This window comes from Simkania sp., assembly GCF_965215465.1.
In the GTDB taxonomy this organism is placed as follows: Bacteria; Chlamydiota; Chlamydiia; order Chlamydiales; family Simkaniaceae; genus Simkania.
Window position 1 is genome coordinate 559,791 of sequence record NZ_OZ244056.1, and the last position, 19,296, is coordinate 579,086.

General features: G+C 43.9%; 12 protein-coding genes and 1 tRNA gene. 8 read left to right on the plus strand and 5 right to left on the minus strand.

Annotated features, from left to right (window positions below; genetic code table 11):
- Window positions 1-17: 17 nt before the first annotated feature.
- The 4 genes from ACOOFG_RS02570 (at window position 18) to ACOOFG_RS02585 (ending at window position 6,350) form a co-directional block, all read left to right on the plus strand.
- The gene (locus tag ACOOFG_RS02570) at window positions 18-539 is read left to right on the plus strand and encodes a hypothetical protein (protein ID WP_420422084.1); all 522 of its coding nucleotides are present in this window, start codon (window positions 18-20) and stop codon (window positions 537-539) included.
- Window positions 540-589: 50 nt separating this feature from the next.
- Window positions 590-2,575 carry a hypothetical protein gene (locus ACOOFG_RS02575; RefSeq protein ID WP_420422085.1) on the plus strand — a complete coding sequence of 662 codons (1,986 nt, stop codon included), beginning with the start codon at window positions 590-592 and terminating at the stop codon, window positions 2,573-2,575.
- 34 nt (window positions 2,576-2,609) lie between these two features.
- The gene (locus ACOOFG_RS02580) at window positions 2,610-3,560 is read left to right on the plus strand and encodes a hypothetical protein (protein ID WP_420422086.1); all 951 of its coding nucleotides are present in this window, start codon (window positions 2,610-2,612) and stop codon (window positions 3,558-3,560) included.
- A gap of 774 nt (window positions 3,561-4,334) precedes the next feature.
- The gene (locus ACOOFG_RS02585) at window positions 4,335-6,350 is read left to right on the plus strand and encodes a hypothetical protein (RefSeq protein ID WP_420422087.1); all 2,016 of its coding nucleotides are present in this window, start codon (window positions 4,335-4,337) and stop codon (window positions 6,348-6,350) included.
- Here ACOOFG_RS02585 and clpX read toward each other — a convergent pair.
- The 4 genes from clpX to ACOOFG_RS02605 form a co-directional block, all read right to left on the minus strand.
- Window positions 6,347-7,558, minus strand: coding sequence for an ATP-dependent Clp protease ATP-binding subunit ClpX (clpX, locus tag ACOOFG_RS02590; protein WP_420422658.1), 1,212 nt, complete (start codon window positions 7,556-7,558; stop codon window positions 6,347-6,349). The genes ACOOFG_RS02585 and clpX overlap by 4 nt on opposite strands.
- A 30-nt stretch (window positions 7,559-7,588) precedes the next feature.
- Window positions 7,589-8,188, minus strand: coding sequence for an ATP-dependent Clp protease proteolytic subunit (locus ACOOFG_RS02595; RefSeq protein ID WP_420422088.1), 600 nt, complete (start codon window positions 8,186-8,188; stop codon window positions 7,589-7,591).
- Between the two features lie 100 nt (window positions 8,189-8,288).
- Window positions 8,289-9,674 carry a trigger factor gene (gene tig, locus ACOOFG_RS02600; protein ID WP_420422089.1) on the minus strand — a complete coding sequence of 462 codons (1,386 nt, stop codon included), beginning with the start codon at window positions 9,672-9,674 and terminating at the stop codon, window positions 8,289-8,291.
- A 43-nt stretch (window positions 9,675-9,717) separates the two neighbouring features.
- Window positions 9,718-9,789, minus strand: a tRNA-Gly gene (locus tag ACOOFG_RS02605).
- Window positions 9,790-9,971: 182 nt separating this feature from the next.
- Between ACOOFG_RS02605 and ACOOFG_RS02610 the strand changes: the two genes are divergently transcribed.
- Window positions 9,972-13,460 carry an SNF2-related protein gene (locus ACOOFG_RS02610; protein WP_420422090.1) on the plus strand — a complete coding sequence of 1,163 codons (3,489 nt, stop codon included), beginning with the start codon at window positions 9,972-9,974 and terminating at the stop codon, window positions 13,458-13,460.
- A 121-nt stretch (window positions 13,461-13,581) separates the two neighbouring features.
- Window positions 13,582-14,610, plus strand: a complete 1,029-nt coding sequence (locus ACOOFG_RS02615) for a rod shape-determining protein (protein WP_420422659.1) — start codon at window positions 13,582-13,584, stop codon at window positions 14,608-14,610.
- A gap of 29 nt (window positions 14,611-14,639) precedes the next feature.
- On the opposite strand, the gene ACOOFG_RS02620 is transcribed toward ACOOFG_RS02615, so the two are convergent.
- Complete coding sequence (locus tag ACOOFG_RS02620; RefSeq protein WP_420422091.1) at window positions 14,640-16,736, minus strand: autotransporter domain-containing protein; 2,097 nt, start codon at window positions 16,734-16,736, stop codon at window positions 14,640-14,642.
- A 226-nt stretch (window positions 16,737-16,962) separates the two neighbouring features.
- On the opposite strand from ACOOFG_RS02620, the gene ACOOFG_RS02625 reads away from it, so the two are divergent.
- Window positions 16,963-18,756 (plus strand): phosphoenolpyruvate carboxykinase (GTP), encoded by a 1,794-nt coding sequence (locus ACOOFG_RS02625; protein ID WP_420422092.1) that lies wholly within the window; start codon window positions 16,963-16,965, stop codon window positions 18,754-18,756.
- Between the two features lie 17 nt (window positions 18,757-18,773).
- Window positions 18,774-19,220 carry a D-aminoacyl-tRNA deacylase gene (gene dtd, locus ACOOFG_RS02630; protein WP_420422093.1) on the plus strand — a complete coding sequence of 149 codons (447 nt, stop codon included), beginning with the start codon at window positions 18,774-18,776 and terminating at the stop codon, window positions 19,218-19,220.
- Window positions 19,221-19,296 lie beyond the last annotated feature (76 nt).

The following is a 19,296-nucleotide window of genomic DNA, read 5'->3' on the forward strand; positions in this document are numbered from 1 at the left end:
ATAATAAAGGAAGTAATATGACAGAAACTACTGCACAAAATGTCGATAACGTGAAGCCTCACAAAAACTACATGTGGGCGCTTTGTGACACAACGATGAAAGCTCAGCTTTCAACAGGGCAAGTATTAAACTCAAATGCCCTGATTGCTAACGCCTTGTCTACGCTTATGGATGCTCTGAGTAATGCCTACGTTGGAGATCCGAATGCGCCTTTCACACCAGATAAGGATCCTACAAGTGGAAGTATCGCTGGTCATACTCTAACGTGGTATGTAGACGAGATGCAATATTTAGCGGGACAAGCGAGCTCAAAGACAGATCAAAAGCTCAGTTTTGAAATGTCGTTTGTTCAACAGACTTATTCTTTGACAAATACTTCGATGCAAGAAAATGTGAACGTTCTTAACAACAGTACTCAAGCTGAATCACAACAAACGCAACAAGATAACTCAGCATTACAAGGACTCATTACACTTGCATCAACAGGAAATGGTTCTGCAACTTACGCGGCGAACCTAATGCAACAAACAATGGCGTAATAAAATAAATAAGAAATAAGAAAGGTTTTTACTTAATTGGAGTAATAAATATGTCAAGCTCAAAACAAGTTTCTAGCGGCTCTGGAGATGGAACAATTAGCCAAAACGATTACAACAAAATGGTAGCAGAAATTGAAGCGGCAGAAAAAAATAACGAAAAATACCTACAGCGAGAGCAAGCTTTACTTAAACAAATCGAGAATGTAGAGAAAGACGAATACAAGCAAGAGCAATGGATTAAAGACCACGACCACTGGTATGACAAAGTCGCAAGTTGGTTTACAGATGCAATTCACGATCATAAATCAGCAGAAGCTGCAGACAAAGCAGAATTGAAGACTCTCCAAGGAAAATTGGCGACTCCAGAAAAGAAAATTAATGACGCAATGGAAGCTCAATTTGCGAAGCCAATTGAAATGCTTAACCTGCAAGTTCAAAAGCTATTTAAAGAAGTCTCTAGCTCTGGTGGAATTACACAAAAGCTTCTTGAGGACGTGATGCAAGTGATGACTGAAGTCATGGCGCTTGTACAAATGATTCTTTCACAAACTGATAACAATAAAGGGAATCAGGAAACACGCATTAGTAAAGTCAACGTGATGCAGTACTCGCTCGCGAATGACAATACGAGAACCCAGCTTAATGAGTACATTTCAGCGCTTCACACCGCTTCAATCTTAAAGATTGTCAGTGATGTTGTGAAGGCAGTTGTTTGTGTTGCAGCGATTGCGATTGCAGCGGCAACTGGTGGAGCTTGTGCAGTCTTCGTCGCAGTAGTCATCGCAGCTCTTGTCATGTCTGGAGCAACTGATAAGCTAACTGAAGCGATTGCGAAAAAATTGAAAGAAGATGGTGTCTCTAGTGGACTTGCGAAAGTCTTGTCTGACGTCATCGTCACAGCGATTATGGTTGTTGGTACACTTGGAGTCGGAGCACTTTCTGCAATTGCGGAAGGCGTGGCAACAGAAGTGATTTCAAGCGTACTAGAAGATGTTGTTTCGTCTGTAGCTGATGATGTTGCGTCGTCTGTAACTGATGAAGTTGTAGAAGATGTGATGGAAACAGTTGGAGAAGATGCGACGCAGGGCGTCGAAGATGCAGCAACAAACGCAGCTAAAACAGTGGCTCGTGAAGTTGGAACAACTGCAGGAAAAGCGGCTCTTAGAAGTGCGATCCGTAACGTTCTTAGACAGTCTTTAGTATCTACAATTAGACAAGTGGTGACCACAAGTGGACGAGAAGCCTTATCAGAAACCGTTCAGTCAACTGTAAGAGAAGCTGTTGAAAGCGCAGTCACTGATGCTACAGAATCTATGACAGATGCTGCATTTGATGCTGCGGCTAAAACAATTGCTGAATTGCCTGCTTCTGCTATTGAGTCGACAACAGATAGCATTGCAGAATCGGCTGCTGAATCAGCTACAGATGAGTCTGACAGCGCATTTAGCAGAGTTATGAGTAATGCTAAAGATTCTGTTAGCTGGGGTAAAGCAGCAGTGAACGGACTTGGTACTGGTATCATCGGAACGAACTTACTTTCTGACTCGCTTGGAGCAATTCTCCAGTCTATCTACGGAAAAGACGTGAAGAAGAAAGAGTGGTACCAAATCGTAATGAGTATCGTTCAAGTCATCCAAGACATTCTTGCAGTTGCAATGATGGCTAAGTTTGGTGGCGACTTCATGAACTCTTCTAGTGAAGATGGCATCCTTGCGAAACTCGGGAAAATGGATAATCTCCAAAAAGGTGCTTCGGCAGCAGCTGCACTTGGAGAAGGCGCAATGGGTATCACCCAAATGATCCAGGGTGGAATCACAAATAAAGAAGCAGACATCACTCGAAATCTTGGACAGGATAAAGATGCGATCTTAATCATGAACCAGCTTCTTGAAGAAATGAACCAACTTGTAAAAGATCAGTCGCAACACCAAGGGACTGAGCTTAGAGACGAAATTCAAAATACGCTTAAAACGGATAACAGTTTAAATCAAGCTGCACAAGCTTATGCTAATGCACTAGAAAGTACAGCTGTATAAATAATAAGTTTTAATAAGATATTAGGGATTAATTATGTCAAATTTACAAACTCAAGATACTAATTTTACAGCTAAGTCGTTAGGATTTTCAGCCGATGGAGATATTAACCCTCCACCGCTTACTCCTAAGAACCCTGGGCAGGCAATTGGATATGGTTTCTTGGTTGCAGCAAAGCTCGCGCTTTACAAGCTACAAGATAACTATACAGAGCTTCAGCAACTTTCAAGTGAAGTGACTCAGCAGCAGTATACATTGACACAAGAGATTTCGCAGTTCCTAGGAACTGTGACAACAGAGTCGATGGATTCAGAAGCAGATCAGTTGCAAGCACAAGCCATTGGACAATTTGTCATGGGTGGAGCGGCTCTTGGACTTGCAGGATTCCAGATGTATAAGAACTACAAAATGGATTCTCAAATGTCGAAACTTTCTACAGAGAACGAGTCTCTTGAAGAGTATAAAACGCAGTTTTCTGAAGATCGTGACCAGGCTCCGCGTAAATTGTCGACCAAACCTACTGCTGAAGATACACCAGAAGATACGCAAATTAAAACACGTATTAAAGAGTTGAAGGAAGGAACCTTCCAGAAGAAATTCGATACGAAAGTTGACGCTGATGCAGCAAAAATGTCAAATGACGCAGATGCGAAGGTCATCCGTGATAACGCACAGAAGAAAATCGATACGAATAACCAAGAAAGAAATATCATTTCGAACAATAAAAATACAATCAGCTCTTACGTTCAGGCTGGTAATGCGATCACTCAAGGTGTTAGCCAAGGAACTACAAACACGGTTAATGCTGAGCAGAAGAGAGAACAAGCACAATACGAAGCGGCATCGAAAGTTTCTCAATCGACACTTGGTATGGTCAATCCGAGCGAAGCTTACAAGTCAATGGATGGCTTCCAGCAAGATGCGCTTAACGTATTGAAGACAATCGAAGCACTTGAGCAAGCGAATAAATTTCAACCTTCAGCTTAAAAATGGAGTGAATTGAAAGAATAAAATAACCTTTTTTCCATCTTTTTAGACCAATTTAGTCTAAAGTGGTCGTTATGCTATACCCTCCCCCGGCATAACGGCTTTTTTTTGTGGGGTTGGAGATGGGGAATTTGTTTCGTTTATCTTCCCGATCTTCTGGCGATCTCCCAAATTTTTGAGCTCGGAAATAGCTAAGGCTACTTAAGCTTCACTAAAAAATCTGAGATCTCATCCAGAATCTCAGGACTCTAAACGAAAACATCTCCCATCACCAACTCCTGGGGTCAAGGTTTAGGGGCTTCTGGTCCAAAAGATTGAGAGTGAGTGGCTGATAATAAATAGGTTAGAGGAGTTGGGTGCTTAAGGAGTTATACAAATTACAGCAGAGGCGTTGGGAAGTTTTCTTTTCCCTCATTCTTTTTCTAACCTAACGCCTCCATTTTTAAAGTAACACTCGGGCATTAGGAATCTTCTTCCACCCTTACATAGCGTTCCTAACGCTCAAAGCTTTAACCAACTGTTTATAAATAGGTTGTGGTCTTGCCGTTCAGAGCGCTGAATTCCTTTCTTTCCCTTTTTATTTTCAGTTCTTCGACTTTTTAAGCTCTTTATTACTAGAGGTTAGTGCAAACCTCTTATTTACAATAAGATAAAAAACATTTAAGCGTCTTACGATTAGTCGCTTAAGCTTTATTTTTTTATTGCAAGCTATTGTAATTAAATTATTTGTTTGTTATAATTAATTTAGGATAAAGATAGAAGGGAATAATTTCTATGGCAACAAAGTCTGCCCCCCTACACTCATCTTCTACTAGCGCACACCACGTAACCCCTATGTCGTCAGTTGGACACAAAGGGAAAGTGGCTGTACTTGAACTGGCAGCTGAGCGGATTGATATGCTTGGTAGAACGACGATACCTAAGAAAACAGTTCCAGATAGACCGTTGGAAGTTAGGGAGTTAAGGGATATTACTTCCGCTGAAGACCTTGAAGAGTTAGACGCATACGTCAAAGGGATCATTCCTCATCTTTCTGATGAATCAGATGTTAGAACCTTATCGAACGCCTATGAAAAGAGAGTCGGAGAACTTGAGGCTCGCGCTAAGGTCTCTGTTCCGCATACCCCTGAAGCACCTGAACACATGAAAACACGTACCGCATCTGGAGCATCTGTTGTAGAGGTTCCAGTGGGAAGTGAGGTTAAAGAAGTCAACTTCAGTCGTCAGCTTGGTTTAAAAGGGCCTTCTAGAAGTATCAAAGTCGATAAAGAAGGTCTTCAAGAGCGCCTAAATCTAGGTTTTAGAGATCTTGCCATGTTAATTCAAACAGATGATCCGATGGATGCTCACATCAGTAGTGGTGGCTCGATTCACACCATCACGGTGCACCGAACAGACTCTTCAGGAAAAACTCGTCCGGTTTATTACGATCTCAATCACGACAGTGAAATCAAACGTTTAATCAGAGATAATACCGCTTCAGTTGGGTCCCCTGGTATAGAAAAAACAGACGAAGAAGTTGCAGCTTTACGTACGCAACTTAATGAAATTGGAAAAGAACTCGACGAAGTCATGGAAGAAATCTCGCCAAGAAGCAATCGTTCATCAACTGCAACATACGAGAGCGGTTCGGTCAATAATACAACTGGTTTAAGTCCTTTTGCACAAGTTGGACCTCGTGTTGGAAAAACGATAATGGACAAAGATTACTTTGAGAAAACGCTTCTCCCGCTGTTTAAAACGCACGGATTAACCAATGCTGAGGGAAAGCTGAATAAGCATGGAGTCAGAGCCTATAAAGAAGTAGCCGCTGCCCTTACGCTTCGTAAAGAAGAAGCGGGCGCTATCTCACGAAAGCTTTCAGCAGCTCGGATTAAACTTGCTGGTTTGGAAAAAGACACCGACCTTAATCTATTGGATACTGGATCTCAAGCTTACAAGGACATAGAAGCGCTAAGAGAACAAATCAAAGTTCTATCAAATAGAGAAAGTGAACTAGGTGAGATTTCAGAGTTTTCTGTTTCTTGGATGATTGTGCAATTGAATACTCCTATACAGGTCACATACTCTGATGATACAAGAGAGAAGATGAACGTTCGAAAGGCGTTAACTATCAAAGATGATAAGTTTACTGTTGAAGGAGAGGGTTTTGCCTCTGGTGGGGAAGAAGTTTCTCCATTGACAATGCGTCAAAAGTTGCAGACAAGAGCATCAGAAGAGTTCAGTGAAAATGTCTTAAAGAAAACAAAAGGAAGATTCGAATCGGATCCCCATTCAACTGGTTTCGTCAAAAAACGTTTCCGACAAAAATCACTTGAGACAAAGGAAAAAATGGGTGGATTCGAGCTAGGAGCCATGTTCTTCTATCCAAGCATGTCAGGTGGTGATCCAGATCCGTCTTTCCGGATTCAAAACCAACTCAGGCATGATGGATTACAGCACTATACTCTGTGCAAAGATGTTCCAATTGGCGACTTCGTCTCTCTAGCAAATCATTTTGTAGATATTCAAGAGGCGCAAGAACGAGGGGCTGACGCTCCAGAAAGAGCTGTGAAAGCGCTTCAAGATTATTTTGATCCGAAAGTTTTCAATCCAGACGATGCAGGTGATCAGCAGAAAATTCAAGAAGTTGTTGCAAAAACAATGGCTGCGGCTAGGCTATTTGAGTCTGGATCTACTGTAAATGTAAAAACTCCTCAGAATGCTCTAAATATCATGCGCGATAATGGGGTGGTGTACGAAGGCCGTTGGTTTGGAAGACGGTGGTGGGACCACGGGTTCGGCAATTAACCTGTTTTTTCTTTAGAGTGCTTCATCGTTGGAGGCTTTTCATCATTCACACATCCTTCCTCAATGATCACTTGCTTGATCGTGGGGTCTGAAGGGACTTCGTACATTAAATCCATCAATAGATTTTCAACAATCATACGAAGGGCACGAGCGCCTGTGTCTGACTTTTTTGCCTTGGCTGCAATGGCTTTTAGGGTGTCTTCTGTGAAGACAAGTTCAACACCATCTTCTGCAAAGAGACTCACATACTGTTGAATCACGGCGCCTTTAGGCTGAACGAGGATTTCAACCAGGTCTTCTAGCATGAGCTCGTTGCAGTTGGCGATGCTGTTAAAGCGGCCGACGAATTCAGGAATGAGTCCAAATTGAACGAGGTCTTCTGTTTCAACCTTGGACAGGAGGAAGTTGGTTTCGGTTGCGTCAAAGGCTTGTTTGTGCGAGGTGTCAAATCCAATGACTCCTTTTCCAAGACGTTTAGCGATGACTTTGTCGAGATTGACAAAGGCACCACCGACGATGAAGAGGATGTTTTGGGTGTTGACTTTGATGTACTCTTGGTTGGGGTGTTTTCTTCCTCCTTTTGGTGGCACGTTGGCAACGGTTCCTTCGACGATTTTTAAGAGGGCTTGTTGCACTCCTTCTCCAGAAACATCACGTGTGATCGAGACGTTGCCAGTTGTTTTACGAATTTTATCGATTTCATCAACGTAAATGATTCCTTGCTCGGCGCGAGCGATGTCGTAATCGGCGTTTTGCACGAGACGGAGGAGGATGTTTTCAACATCTTCTCCAACATAACCAGCTTCGGTGAGTGTTGTCGCATCGGCAATGGCAAAGGGGACGTCTAGAACTTGAGCAAGGGTGCGAGCAATCAGTGTTTTTCCTGAACCTGTTGGACCAAGAAGGAGAACGTTCGATTTACTGTACTCCATCTCTGTGGTTTCGCGAGAAAGAGAACGAATACGTTTGTAGTGGTTGTAAACAGCAACTGAAATGGTTTTTTTCGCTTTTTCTTGGCCGATGATATAATCATCGAGGCGCAATTTAATTTCTTTTGGTTTGAGAAGCTTCAGCTCGTGTTTGACGGCTTTTTTTTCGACAATGTCCATGCAAAGGCGGACACACTTGTCACAAATAAAAGCGTTTGGTCCTGAAACGAGCTTTTCGACAGCGTCTTCTGTGCGGCCACAAAAAGAACAAGCGGCCATTTCATTTGAAGATTGTTTACCCACGTTTACCTACTTTTCTTCCTTCTTTTTTGTTGGCTCGACGACTTTGTCAATCAATCCGTATTTGACTGCATCTTCGGGACCCATGTAAAAATCCCGTTCTGAATCTTCGATAATTTTTTCCAAGGGCTGCCCTGTATGCTCTGCAATGATTTTTGCAAGAGCGTTTTTCATATAGAGGATTTCTTGCGCTTGGATGTGAATATCTGCAGAACTCCCTGTGATACCTCCAATAGGTTGGTGGATCATCATGCGGCTATGAGGAAGAGCATACCGCTTGCCTTTTGTTCCAGCACAGAGGAGAAGGGCTCCAAGCGAGGCTGCTTGACCAATGCAGTAAGTATTGATGTCAACACCGAGGAAGCGCATTGTGTCGTAAATCGCAAGACCTGCTGAAATGATTCCGCCTGGGGAGTTAATGTAGATGCTGATGTCTTTTTTAGGATCTTCAGCACGAAGGAAAATAAGCTGCGCAACAACTGCATTTGCGACTTGGTCGTTAATTTCAGTTCCGATGAAGACGATTCTGTCTTTTAAGAGATGTGAATAGATGTCCATCGAGCGTTCGCCACGCCCAGTATCTTCAATGACGTAGGGAATGAGAGCCATGATTTTCCTTTCGTTATTTTTCTAATTAATACCCCAAAGGCACTTTTCGCCCTTTTCTAATGAAATTAGGGGATCAGATGGTTTTTAAGGAAGAAAATCTTTAAGATTTATCCGTTTTTTTCTTTGGTGCTGCCTTTTTTTTCGGAGCAGCTTTTTTCTTTGGCTTCGGCGCTCCGATTTTGGCTTGAGAAATCAAGTAGTCTTCTGCTTTGACGAGAACAAGTCGAGACATCGCGATGGCTCGCTGCTCTTGTGACTGTTCTTGTGCAGTGTAGAGATCAGATTGATCGCTAAACATCGCTTCAAGTGGTGTGTTGACCCCTTGGTGCACTTCGGTTGGAGAAATTTGGATGTTTTGATCTTGAATGACTTTTCTTGCAATGTAGAAAAGACGGACTGCGCGCTCACCTTGTTTCTCAATATCTTGGATCGCTTCTTTACGCTCCTCTTCACCCATTCCCATGAGCTTGCGTTGGAACTCTGGATCAGAAACAAGTTGCTTGATGCGGTACTGCGTCTCTTTTTGAAGGAGAGATTTGGGCAGATCAAACTGGCAGTTTTCGATGAGGTAATCGTTGACTTGCTCACGATAAGCTTTTTGCACGAGATCATCTGCTTGCTTGTTGAGAAGTTTTTCTAAGTTTTCTCGCATTTCTGTTGCAGTTGCAACGCCCACTTTTTTTGCTAGCTCATCATCAATTTCTGGGAGAACAGCTTTTTCAATAGTGCGTAGGGTAAGACGTACTTTTTTCGGGGGGTTTTCTTCTTTATGCTCTTCAGGTGCATCTTCGTCTGGAACACTGACACCTTCTTTAGCATCTCCAATTTTCATTCCAAGAACGAGATCATACATCCACTTGGCCATTTTTTCTCGATTCACTTGGAAGCGAGTATTGGTTAAAGCTTTACGTGGCGGATCTTCTTCGATCACGTCAACATCAACGACGACATAGTCTTCTTCCTGAGCAGCTCGATCGGAAATTTTTTCCCACTCGGCAAAGTAGTGTCTGATTTGATCGATTGTTTCATCCACTTTTTTGTCGTCGATGGTATTTCGATCTTCTTTGGCAAGTTCGAGTTTTTCGATGTCAATCTCAGGAACTTCGGGCTCTGTTTCAAACGAATAGGTGAGTTCAGCGCCCTCTTCAATCGATTGTTTGTCGACGTTAAATGTGATTTGAGCATCTTGACTTAAGATCGGGATTTTTGCCACTTCTTGACATTCACGGAAAGCGGTGTCGGCAATGGACTTCTGCCACCTTTCTTTTAAAGCGTCAGGAAACTTTTTGACGATGAGAGCGTCTGGAGCTTTTCCTTTGCGAAATCCAGGAAGGGAAACTTCTTTTGCAATTGAGCGGATGGCTTCACGTCGAGCTTTTTGAACGATTTCGGGACTAACTTTCACCTTATATTCTACGATACAATCGGGCTTGCGCTCCATAGTGAAAGTGACGGTGTCTGATTTAAATTCTTTCTTTTCTTCCATTAGTTATGCCTTGATCTCAAAAACGGGAATCTACTTCAAAAAAAGCGGGTGATGAGATTTGAACTCACGACCCTCACGTTGGCAACGTGATGCTCTACCACTGAGCTACACCCGCAAAGTCGAAAGTGCTTCAGTATACTTAGTCAGAGTTTTTTTTCAAAGTTTTATCACTCTTCTTGGATGCTCAAAAAAAATGTTGAATAGACGAAAAAAAAATCGTTGCAGTCGTTTTGAAAAAGATGTAAAAGGGGGAACACTTTTGTAATGGTCCACTATAAGATGAGGTGAATATAAGGGATGCTGAACTTAAGAAAGCTGAAGCAGGATTTTTCTTCGAACGTGTTGAAGGATGGGAAGCAGCTCTATGATACACAAAAGGTTCTTTCCGCAAAAATCTTGCACCTTGATGCAACGACTCTTAGGATCAGTGCTCAAGTCATGGGCCAATATAACAACGCTTATGAAAGTGAGTTTGAAATCGATCGGCAAGAAAGTGAAACGATCGATTCAAACTGTGATTGCCCTTATCATTATGACTGTCAACATCTCGCTGCTGTCCTTTATTTCTTAGAGGCCAATCTTGATGAAATTCTCGTGAACTACTCAAAAGAAACGGATCTAGATGAGTTAACAGAAGAAGGTTTTGATGATGAGGAAAAAGAAAAGCTTATGGAGGCTGTCAAAGAGGCAGCTTCAAAAGAAGAGCTAAGGCGAGACGAAGAGTATCAAAAAGAAGTTTTAACCGAATATGTTGACGCAGCGGGTGTCTTAGCGAAGTCTCCATTTTTCCTACCTGTTCAAGAAAGAATTATCGAAAAAGCAGAGCTTGCAGTCATTTACAGTGTTCCTAAAAAAGAACGCCAAGGTGAGGTAGAGTTTCAAATTGCGCTTCGACTTCCTGCACGTTCGAAACCACTGCATATCCCAAACATTGGCGAATTCTTTGAAGCCATGCGCTACCAAGAAGACATCTTTATAGGTGGAAAAGGATATTTGTTTGCTATCGAGTCATTTGCTGCTGAAGAACAAGAAATTGCTCGCCTTGTGATGGACCATTTGAAACTTCAAGAAAAAACGGCAAGTGAACGGGCTCAGAAATCTGCTTTCCTCAGCTCAAAAATGTTTGGAATGGTTTTAGCAAAGGCACAAGAAATTGCCTCTGAAATGCTAAAGCAGAGAGGATGGACTTCTGGAGAAGAAGAGCTGCCGTCGCTTCCTTGCCTTTATGAAGAAAACTTAGAATCTCCGATCCGCTTTTCAAAAATGCCGGCGCATATCAAGATGACCCTTGAGTTCATTCATCCTCCCACGACAAAGATCTTGCTCAATCCAACGATCCTTGTAGATGGAGAGTCGATCATGCTCGAAGATGCGAAGTTTTTTGAGTGCGCAAAACCAGGAATCATTTACAACCACATTTACTACCGGTTTGATCAGCAAATCACTCGTCAGCATCTGCGTAGCTTCTTGCCGATTCGGGATATGACGATTCCCGAGCCGCTTTTTGGAACGTTTGTTGAAAACGCACTACCTGAGCTCTCCCGTTTTGCCGAAGTGGATCACCAAGATGTGACCGAGCATTTTACAACGCTGCCATTTGTCGGAAGTCTTGAAGCAATTTGTGATATCTCTTTTCTCAATGGGGAACTGGAAGCCTCGCTTTCTTTCCGTTATGAAGACACGATCGTTCCCGCGTCATCCAAATCACTGAAGTTCGACAACATTCATGAGTTTGTGACGCAAGAAGGGGTGATGGCACGCAATCTAGTTGAAGAACAAAAAATTATCCAAGATCTTTTCCGCGACTTTATCTTTGATCACGAACATCAAACGTACATGGCCAAAACCGATAAAAAGATTATTGAGTTCATGACCGATACGATTCCACGGAACCAACACCGTGTGAAGTTCAATTGCCCTCAAAACTTGCTCGACCAATTCATTTACGATCAAACGAAGTTTAAGTTGGATCTGTCCGATACTGATCGGATGGATACGTACGAAATCAAGCTTGAAGTCAAAGGGGCTCTTAAAGGTGTGAAACTCGATCGTATTTGGGATTGCATCGTTTCTCGAAGAGCTTACTTAGAGCTTGATAATGGGCGGAAACAGACAGGAAAAGGAAAAGACAAATCAAGCAAACTTCCAAAAATTCTCGTGCTCGATCTCGACGAAGTGGGGAATGTGGTGCAACTGTTTGATGAACTGGGGATTGAAAAACTCGACAATACGACAATCAAGCGCCCACTATGGAGCTTAGCAAATATCGATGAGACGAATTTCAAAGGACTTCCAGTTTCTTTCAAAATGACTCCTCGCTTGAAAGAGATTCGCAAGCAAATGCTTGGAGAAAAACATCTCAAGTTTACTCCTGTGCCAGCTGGCATCAAAGCGGAGCTGCGTAATTACCAAACGGAAGGGGTTCACTGGCTTGAACGTCTACGTCTCATGTACCTCAATGGAATCTTGGCCGATGACATGGGTCTTGGTAAAACCCTTCAAGCGATTGTTGCCTTGACGCAACATCTAAACGGGGCCAAGCTGCCAGCACTTGTCGTTTGTCCGACGTCTCTCCTCTACAACTGGCAAGAGGAGTGTCACAAGTTTAATCCAAAGTTAAAGACCTTAATTATTGATGGGATGCCCAATCAACGGAAAAAGCTGATTGCAACCATTGAAAATTATGATGTGATCATCACGTCCTATAGCCTCCTTCAAAAAGACATCGAGTCCTACGATCCGACCACTTTCTCTTATATGATTCTCGATGAAGCTCAACACATCAAAAACCGTGGCACACGCAATGCCAAGTCGGTGAAAATGGTCAAAGCGGAGCATCGTTTGATCCTTTCAGGTACACCGATCGAAAACTCTCTTGATGAATTGTGGAGTCTCTTCGATTTTCTCATGCCAGGATTTTTGGGCAGTTACGACCGTTTTGTCGAGAAGTATGTTCGAATTTCTGGGGATGAGCAGGCGAAAAATTTGCAGTACCTCCGCAAAAAAGTGTCTCCTTTCATCTTACGCCGCATGAAGAGCGATGTTCTCGACGACTTGCCACCAGTTTCAGAAAACGTGTACCACACGCAACTTACCGATATGCAGCGTGATCTTTACCGCTCTTACGCTGAGTCGGCTCGTGACGAACTCGTTAAACTTGTGGAACGAGATGGGTTTGATAAGGTCCAGATTCATGTCTTGGCGACCTTAACTCGCCTCAAGCAGATTTGCTGCCACCCTGCAATTTTTGCGAAGGAAAAGGCCGAAGTGGGGGATTCTGCAAAGTACGATATGCTTCTTGAACTCCTGCAAACACTGATTGAAGGGAAGCACAAAACTGTTATTTTCTCTCAGTACACCCGTATGCTTCAAATCATGCGCAATGACTTTGAACAGCGTGGGATCCGGTTCCAATACTTAGATGGATCGAGTAAAAATCGTCTCGAGATCGTCAAAGAATTTAATGAAGATCCTGACATTCCTGTGTTCCTCGTTTCCCTTAAAGCAGGTGGAACGGGCTTGAACCTTGTGGGTGCGGATACGGTCATTCACTATGACATGTGGTGGAATCCGGCGGTCGAAAATCAAGCGACAGACCGAGTCCATCGTATTGGGCAGAAGGAAAATGTATCAGTTTATAAGCTCGTGACTCTAGGGACAATCGAAGAGAAGATCGTCGAAATGCAGAACCGTAAGAGGGGAATTGTGAAAAAGATCGTCAGTTGTGATGATGAAGCGATTACCAAGCTCACTTGGGAAGATGTGCTTGAACTCCTGCAAACATGATGGATTTTTTATCCTCCGTCGGTTAAGATGTGCCCTTATGAATAGGATTTAAGGTAGTGAAAACATGAAAGTGAGTGCAGCAGGCAAAGGAAGCCTCCTCAAAAAGTTTAAGCAAGGAATCATGGGAAAACTCGGCCACTTAACTGGGATTTTCTCTAGTGATATCGGAATTGATTTAGGAACTGCCAATACGCTCGTTTACGTTCGAGGGAAGGGGATTGTTCTAGCTGAACCTTCGGTTGTAGCTGTAGATTCTATCACCAATGAAGTGCTTGCGGTGGGGCACAAAGCGAAGGCGATGCTTGGTAAAACACCTCGTAAAATCCACGCGGTGCGCCCAATGAAAGATGGTGTCATTGCCGACTTTGAAATTGCCGAAGGGATGCTCAAAGCGCTTATTTCCCGTGTGACTCCTTCTCGTAGCCTATTCCGTCCTAAGATTTTAATTGCCGTTCCTTCAGGGATCACTGGAGTTGAAAAACGAGCTGTTGAAGACTCAGCTTTGCGTGCTGGAGCTCAAGAAGTCATTTTGATTGAAGAGCCCATGGCTGCGGCAATTGGAGTCGATCTTCCTGTTCACGAACCTTCTGCTAACATGATTATCGATGTGGGTGGGGGTACAACTGAAATTGCTATCATTTCCCTTGGAGGGATTGTCGAGTCGCGCTCGCTTCGTATTGCCGGAGATGAGTTCGACGAGTGCATCATGAATTACATGCGCCGCACCTATAACTTGATGATCGGTCCTCGTACAGCTGAAGAAATCAAGATGACCATTGGCTCTGCCTATCCTCTTGGAGATCACGAGCTGGAAATGGAAGTGCGCGGACGCGACCAAGTCGCCGGCCTTCCTGTCACAAAGCGGATCAACTCGGTTGAAATTCGTGAATGTTTGGCCGAACCGATTCAACAAATTATCGAGAGCACAAAAGGGACACTTGAGAAGTGCCCTCCTGAACTTGCAGCCGATCTAGTCGAACGGGGCATGGTCCTCGGTGGCGGTGGCGCTTTGATCAAGGGGCTAGATAAAGCCTTGATCAAAGAAACAGGGTTGCCTGTTGTCGTGGCACCGAACCCACTTCTAGCTGTCTGCATGGGAACAGGTAAAGCCCTCGAGTATCTCGAAAAGTTCAAGAAGGTGAAGGCTTAGATCTTCATTTATTTTTTAACCCCGAGTCTCTAAAACCGTCCGCCGATCTCAAAGATTAAAACATGAGATTGGAACATCGAGCCAAACTCTCCTTGATAACTGATCGATCCAAAGGGATACTTAGACTTGCAAGGCATAAACTGAGAGCTGAGACGTACAACACCTAAGTTTTGAGTTTTGCCCGGAAAAACCTCGACGCCAAACGTAGAAGGCGAGCCCGCAAAATAGGCCGATTCAGAGCCTGTGTTAAACGGCTTTTTGTTAACGTAGCTGACCTTTTCTTCAAAGGTCAGATTTCCCCAGTTATAAGTCAGAGTTTCATAGAAACGGAGTCCTCCCTCACTACGTAACATAGAAGTGTAGTCACGAGCTATGCGGAGATTTAATCCCGAAGCGCCTGTTTCACGTACTTTGCCTTGCCAATTACTTGCCCAGTCGAACATGACAAATGGCGCAATGACAAACCAATCTCGGATTGCATAAAAAGGAGTGCTAATTCCTAGGTGAGGGGAGAGTAGCCATCCATTGACATGCGCTCTTGAATGAATCTGGTTGAGGGTTTTTCGCTTGTTATGCATCTGATAAAACCCGCCCCAAAGAGCCGCATCAATCAAGATATTGCCTTGTCCCCACGAACCATAAAGCGTCAAAAACTCTTGATGGAATCGCGCATGACCGACGCTATCTGAGTAGTTGACTCGATTGAAAGCGTACGCAGCCCCAACACCAATAATGGTATTTTGGAGACCGCGATAATCAAATCCCAACATGCCTCCACCGATCCAATTGGTCATGGACGGGAACTTTTGTTCCTTCTTGTTATGGGCATAGGCTCCAAAAGGAGCAAACCAAAGAGCGTAATTGGTGTCGTCTTGGCAGGGGAAGTTCCCTCTGATATCATCTGTAGCATCTACGAGTAAGCCCACTTCTTGGGCCATGCTTTTAGGCGTTCCAGACTCGCGTTTTCGTGGCATCTCAGAATGACTGGGCACAAGTTGCGTTGATAGAGCAAAAAGAGCGTTGGGATAGGTGTTTCCTGGTCCCCAGCTTTTGGGAGTCGCTGAATCAATAATCGCAACACTATTGATAAAGCCTTGAGCGTCAATTCCGGTAATTGTTGTCACGACTCCAGTAGGAGAGACAAGTGCTGCATAATCTCTATTATTGTCATCATTTCCCCCGATCACCCCAATTCCTGCATCACTGATGGCAACGGTTTGGATCAATCCAGATCCACCAGGTTGAGAGAACTCTCCAGAAAGTTTTGTTGCAACTCCTGAGGGGGAAACAAGTGCTGCATAGCCAGAATTATTTGTAAAATCAGCTCCTCCAATAATCCCCATGCCAGTGTCATTGATGTCTGTACCGAATATCACTCCCAATCCGGAAGGAGCGTCAGCTCCTGAGACTTTTGTAGCGATGCCAGATGGGGAGACGAGCGCTGCGTAGGGAGCAGTAGTTTCGGTATTTCCTCCAATAATCCCCAAGCCAGCGTCATTGATGCTGACACTTAGTATGCTTCCTTTTCCAGTAGGAGCGTCAGCTCCTGAGACTTTTGTAGCGATGCCAGATGGGGAGACAAGCGCTGCGTAGGGAGTATTATTATCATTTTCGCGTCCCCCAATAATCCCCAAGCCAGCGTCATTGATGCTGACACTTTTTATCAATCCTATTCCAGTAGGAGCGTCAGCTCCTGAAACTTTTGAAGCGACGCCAGAAGAGGAGACAAGTGCCGCGTAGGGACCATTAGAATCGGAACCTCCGACAATCCCCACACCAGAGTGATTGATGGCTACACCCAATATTTCTCCATTCCCAGTAGGAGCGTCAGCCCCTGAGATTTTTGAAGCGACGCCAGATGGGGAGACGAGTGCCACATAGGGAACATTAGCTTCGGTATATCCTCCAATAATCCCGATACCAGAGTTATTCAAGGCGACGCTATAGATTAATCCATCACCTGTAAGGGCGCTTCCAGTAATGCTTTTGGCCACTCCTTTCGGAGATACTTGCGCTGCATAGCCTGGTTCCCCACTATCCCCTCCGATAAGGATGAACTGACCAGCGCTGAGCGATCCAAATAATAAAAAAGTACATGTGAAAAATCCAATTCTGATTGCAGTCATAAACCTGCTAGGCATCATAACTCTCCTTTTATGTACTTTCTTTTTGTATAGTAGATGTTAGATTTATATACAAATGGTTGCGATGTCTGTTTTGAAGGGAATGACCCCAAACTCTTTACTGGTTTTAATAAGGTTTTGAGAGTATATTATTTAAGGTATTTCAGTATTTTTCATCTTTTGAGGAAAGCTGGGATCAGATATTGGTGAATTAAGGGAGGAATGTCTCATGAATATATCAGAGTGGACTAAGCACAAAGGTGTCCAAGAGTGGGTCATACAGATGATCCAGATGTGCCAACCCGATGACGTCCATTTTTGTGATGGCAGTCAAGAGGAATATGAAGCTGCGTGTCAGATGCTTGTCGACAGTGGCATCTTCACTCGGCTCAACCCAGAAAAACGCCCCGGTTCTTATTACTGTCGCTCCGACCCCTCGGATGTGGCTCGTGTTGAGGATCGTACGTTCATTTGCTCGAAAAAAGAAGAAGGTGCGGGGCCAACAAATAACTGGGAAGAACCTGAAAAGATGAAGACGACCTTGAAGACTCTGTTTACAGGGTGCATGAAAGGGCGTAAAATGTATGTGATCCCATTTAGTATGGGTCCTTTTGGATCTTCTCTTGCTGAAATTGGAATCCAAGTGACAGATTCTCCTTACGTTGTAGTAAATATGTACATCATGACGCGCATGGGAAAAAAAGCTCTTGAGGTTTTGGGAGACTCAGGGGAGTTCATTCCTTGCCTGCACTCGGTAGGAGTTCCTTTGGAGAAGGGTCAAAAAGATGTGGCTTGGCCTTGCCGCCCTGATGCGAAGTACATTGTTCACTTTCCAGAAGAGCGTGCGATTTGGTCGTTTGGAAGTGGCTATGGAGGGAATGCGCTTCTTGGGAAAAAGTGTTTTGCCTTGCGTATTGCCTCAGTGAAGGCCCGGGATGAAAACTGGATGTCTGAGCACATGCTCATTGTGGGAATCACGAATCCTGAAGGGAAAAAACGGTATTTTGTCGCGGCATTTCCAAGTGCGTGTGGAAAGACGAACTTGGCGATGCTTAAGTCTGAGCTTTCGGGCTGGAAGGTCGAGTGTGTTGGAGACGACATTGCTTGGATGCGTCTAGGTGATGATGGACGTCTCTATGCTATCAATCCTGAATATGGTTTTTTTGGCGTAGCTCCAGGAACGTCGATGCATTCAAACCCCAATGCAATGGCTTCTATTGAGAAAAATTCGATTTTCACAAATGTGGCTCTCACAGATGATGGCGACGTTTGGTGGGAAGGAATGACTGATGAGACACCGACGCACTTGACGGATTGGAAAGGGAATTCTTGGACTCCTGATTCTAAGGAAAAGGCGGCGCATCCGAACTCACGTTTTACTGCGCCCGTGCGTCAGTGTCCGGTGATGGACCCTGTCTTTGATGATCCCAAAGGTGTGCCGATTTCAGGCATCATTTTTGGTGGACGTCGCGGTAGTGTTGTTCCTCTTGTGACTGAGAGTTTGTCTTGGGAGCATGGGACCTTTTTTGGGACAGCGCTTTCTTCAGAGATGACAGCGGCAGCAGCAGGAACAGTTGGAAAGCTGAGGCATGACCCGTTTGCGATGCTTCCGTTTTGTGGTTATAACATGGGTGATTACTTTGGTCATTGGCTTGAGATGGGCAAACTCATCAAATCAAAGTACCGCCCTAAAATTTTCCAAGTGAATTGGTTTTTAAAGTCTGAAGAGGGCAAATTCCTTTGGCTAGGGTTTGGAGAAAACATGCGCGTATTAAAGTGGATGTTTGAGCGGTGCGAAGGGATGGAAAATGCTGAAGAAACTCCTGTTGGCTATCTTCCCAAGAAAGGGGCTTTAGATTTTTCTGGTTTAGATTTAGAAGATGAAGACAAACTCTTTGAAATTGATCGGGAAGCGTGGAAAAGTGAAGTCGAAGGATTACGCGAATATTATACCATGTTCGGGTCACATCTCCCTCAAGGAATTACAGACGAGTTAAATGCTCTTGAAAAGCGATTAGAATAACTGTATTCTTCTCTTTCATGAGAGCACTCATTCAACGCGTTAAATCAGCATCAGTGACAGTTGACGGAAACGTCATGGGTCAAATTGAGCAAGGCTTGCTTGTGTTATTTGGCATGCACAAAGAGGACCATGCAGGGCAACTTTCATGGTTTGTTGAAAAGCTGATCCACTTGCGCATTTTTGAAGACGACGTGGGAAAAATGAACCGCTCTGTTCAAGATGTCGACGGGGGAATCCTCGTTGTGTCACAATTCACTCTTTATGGCGACTGCCGGACAGGTCGTCGTCCTTCATTTATTCACACCCTTCCGCCAGATAAGGCAGAGCCTCTCTACAATCAACTTGTTGTAGAGCTGCGGAGAAAAATGGGGGAAGCAAAAGTTCAAACAGGTCAGTTTGGAGCCGAAATGCAAGTCAAGCTCATCAATGACGGACCGATTACATTCCTCCTCGAGCAAGCTTAAATATTATAAGAAAGAAAAATTTAATTATATTACCAGTAATATTTTTTGCTTGTCTTTTACTTAATAAAAATCTAAA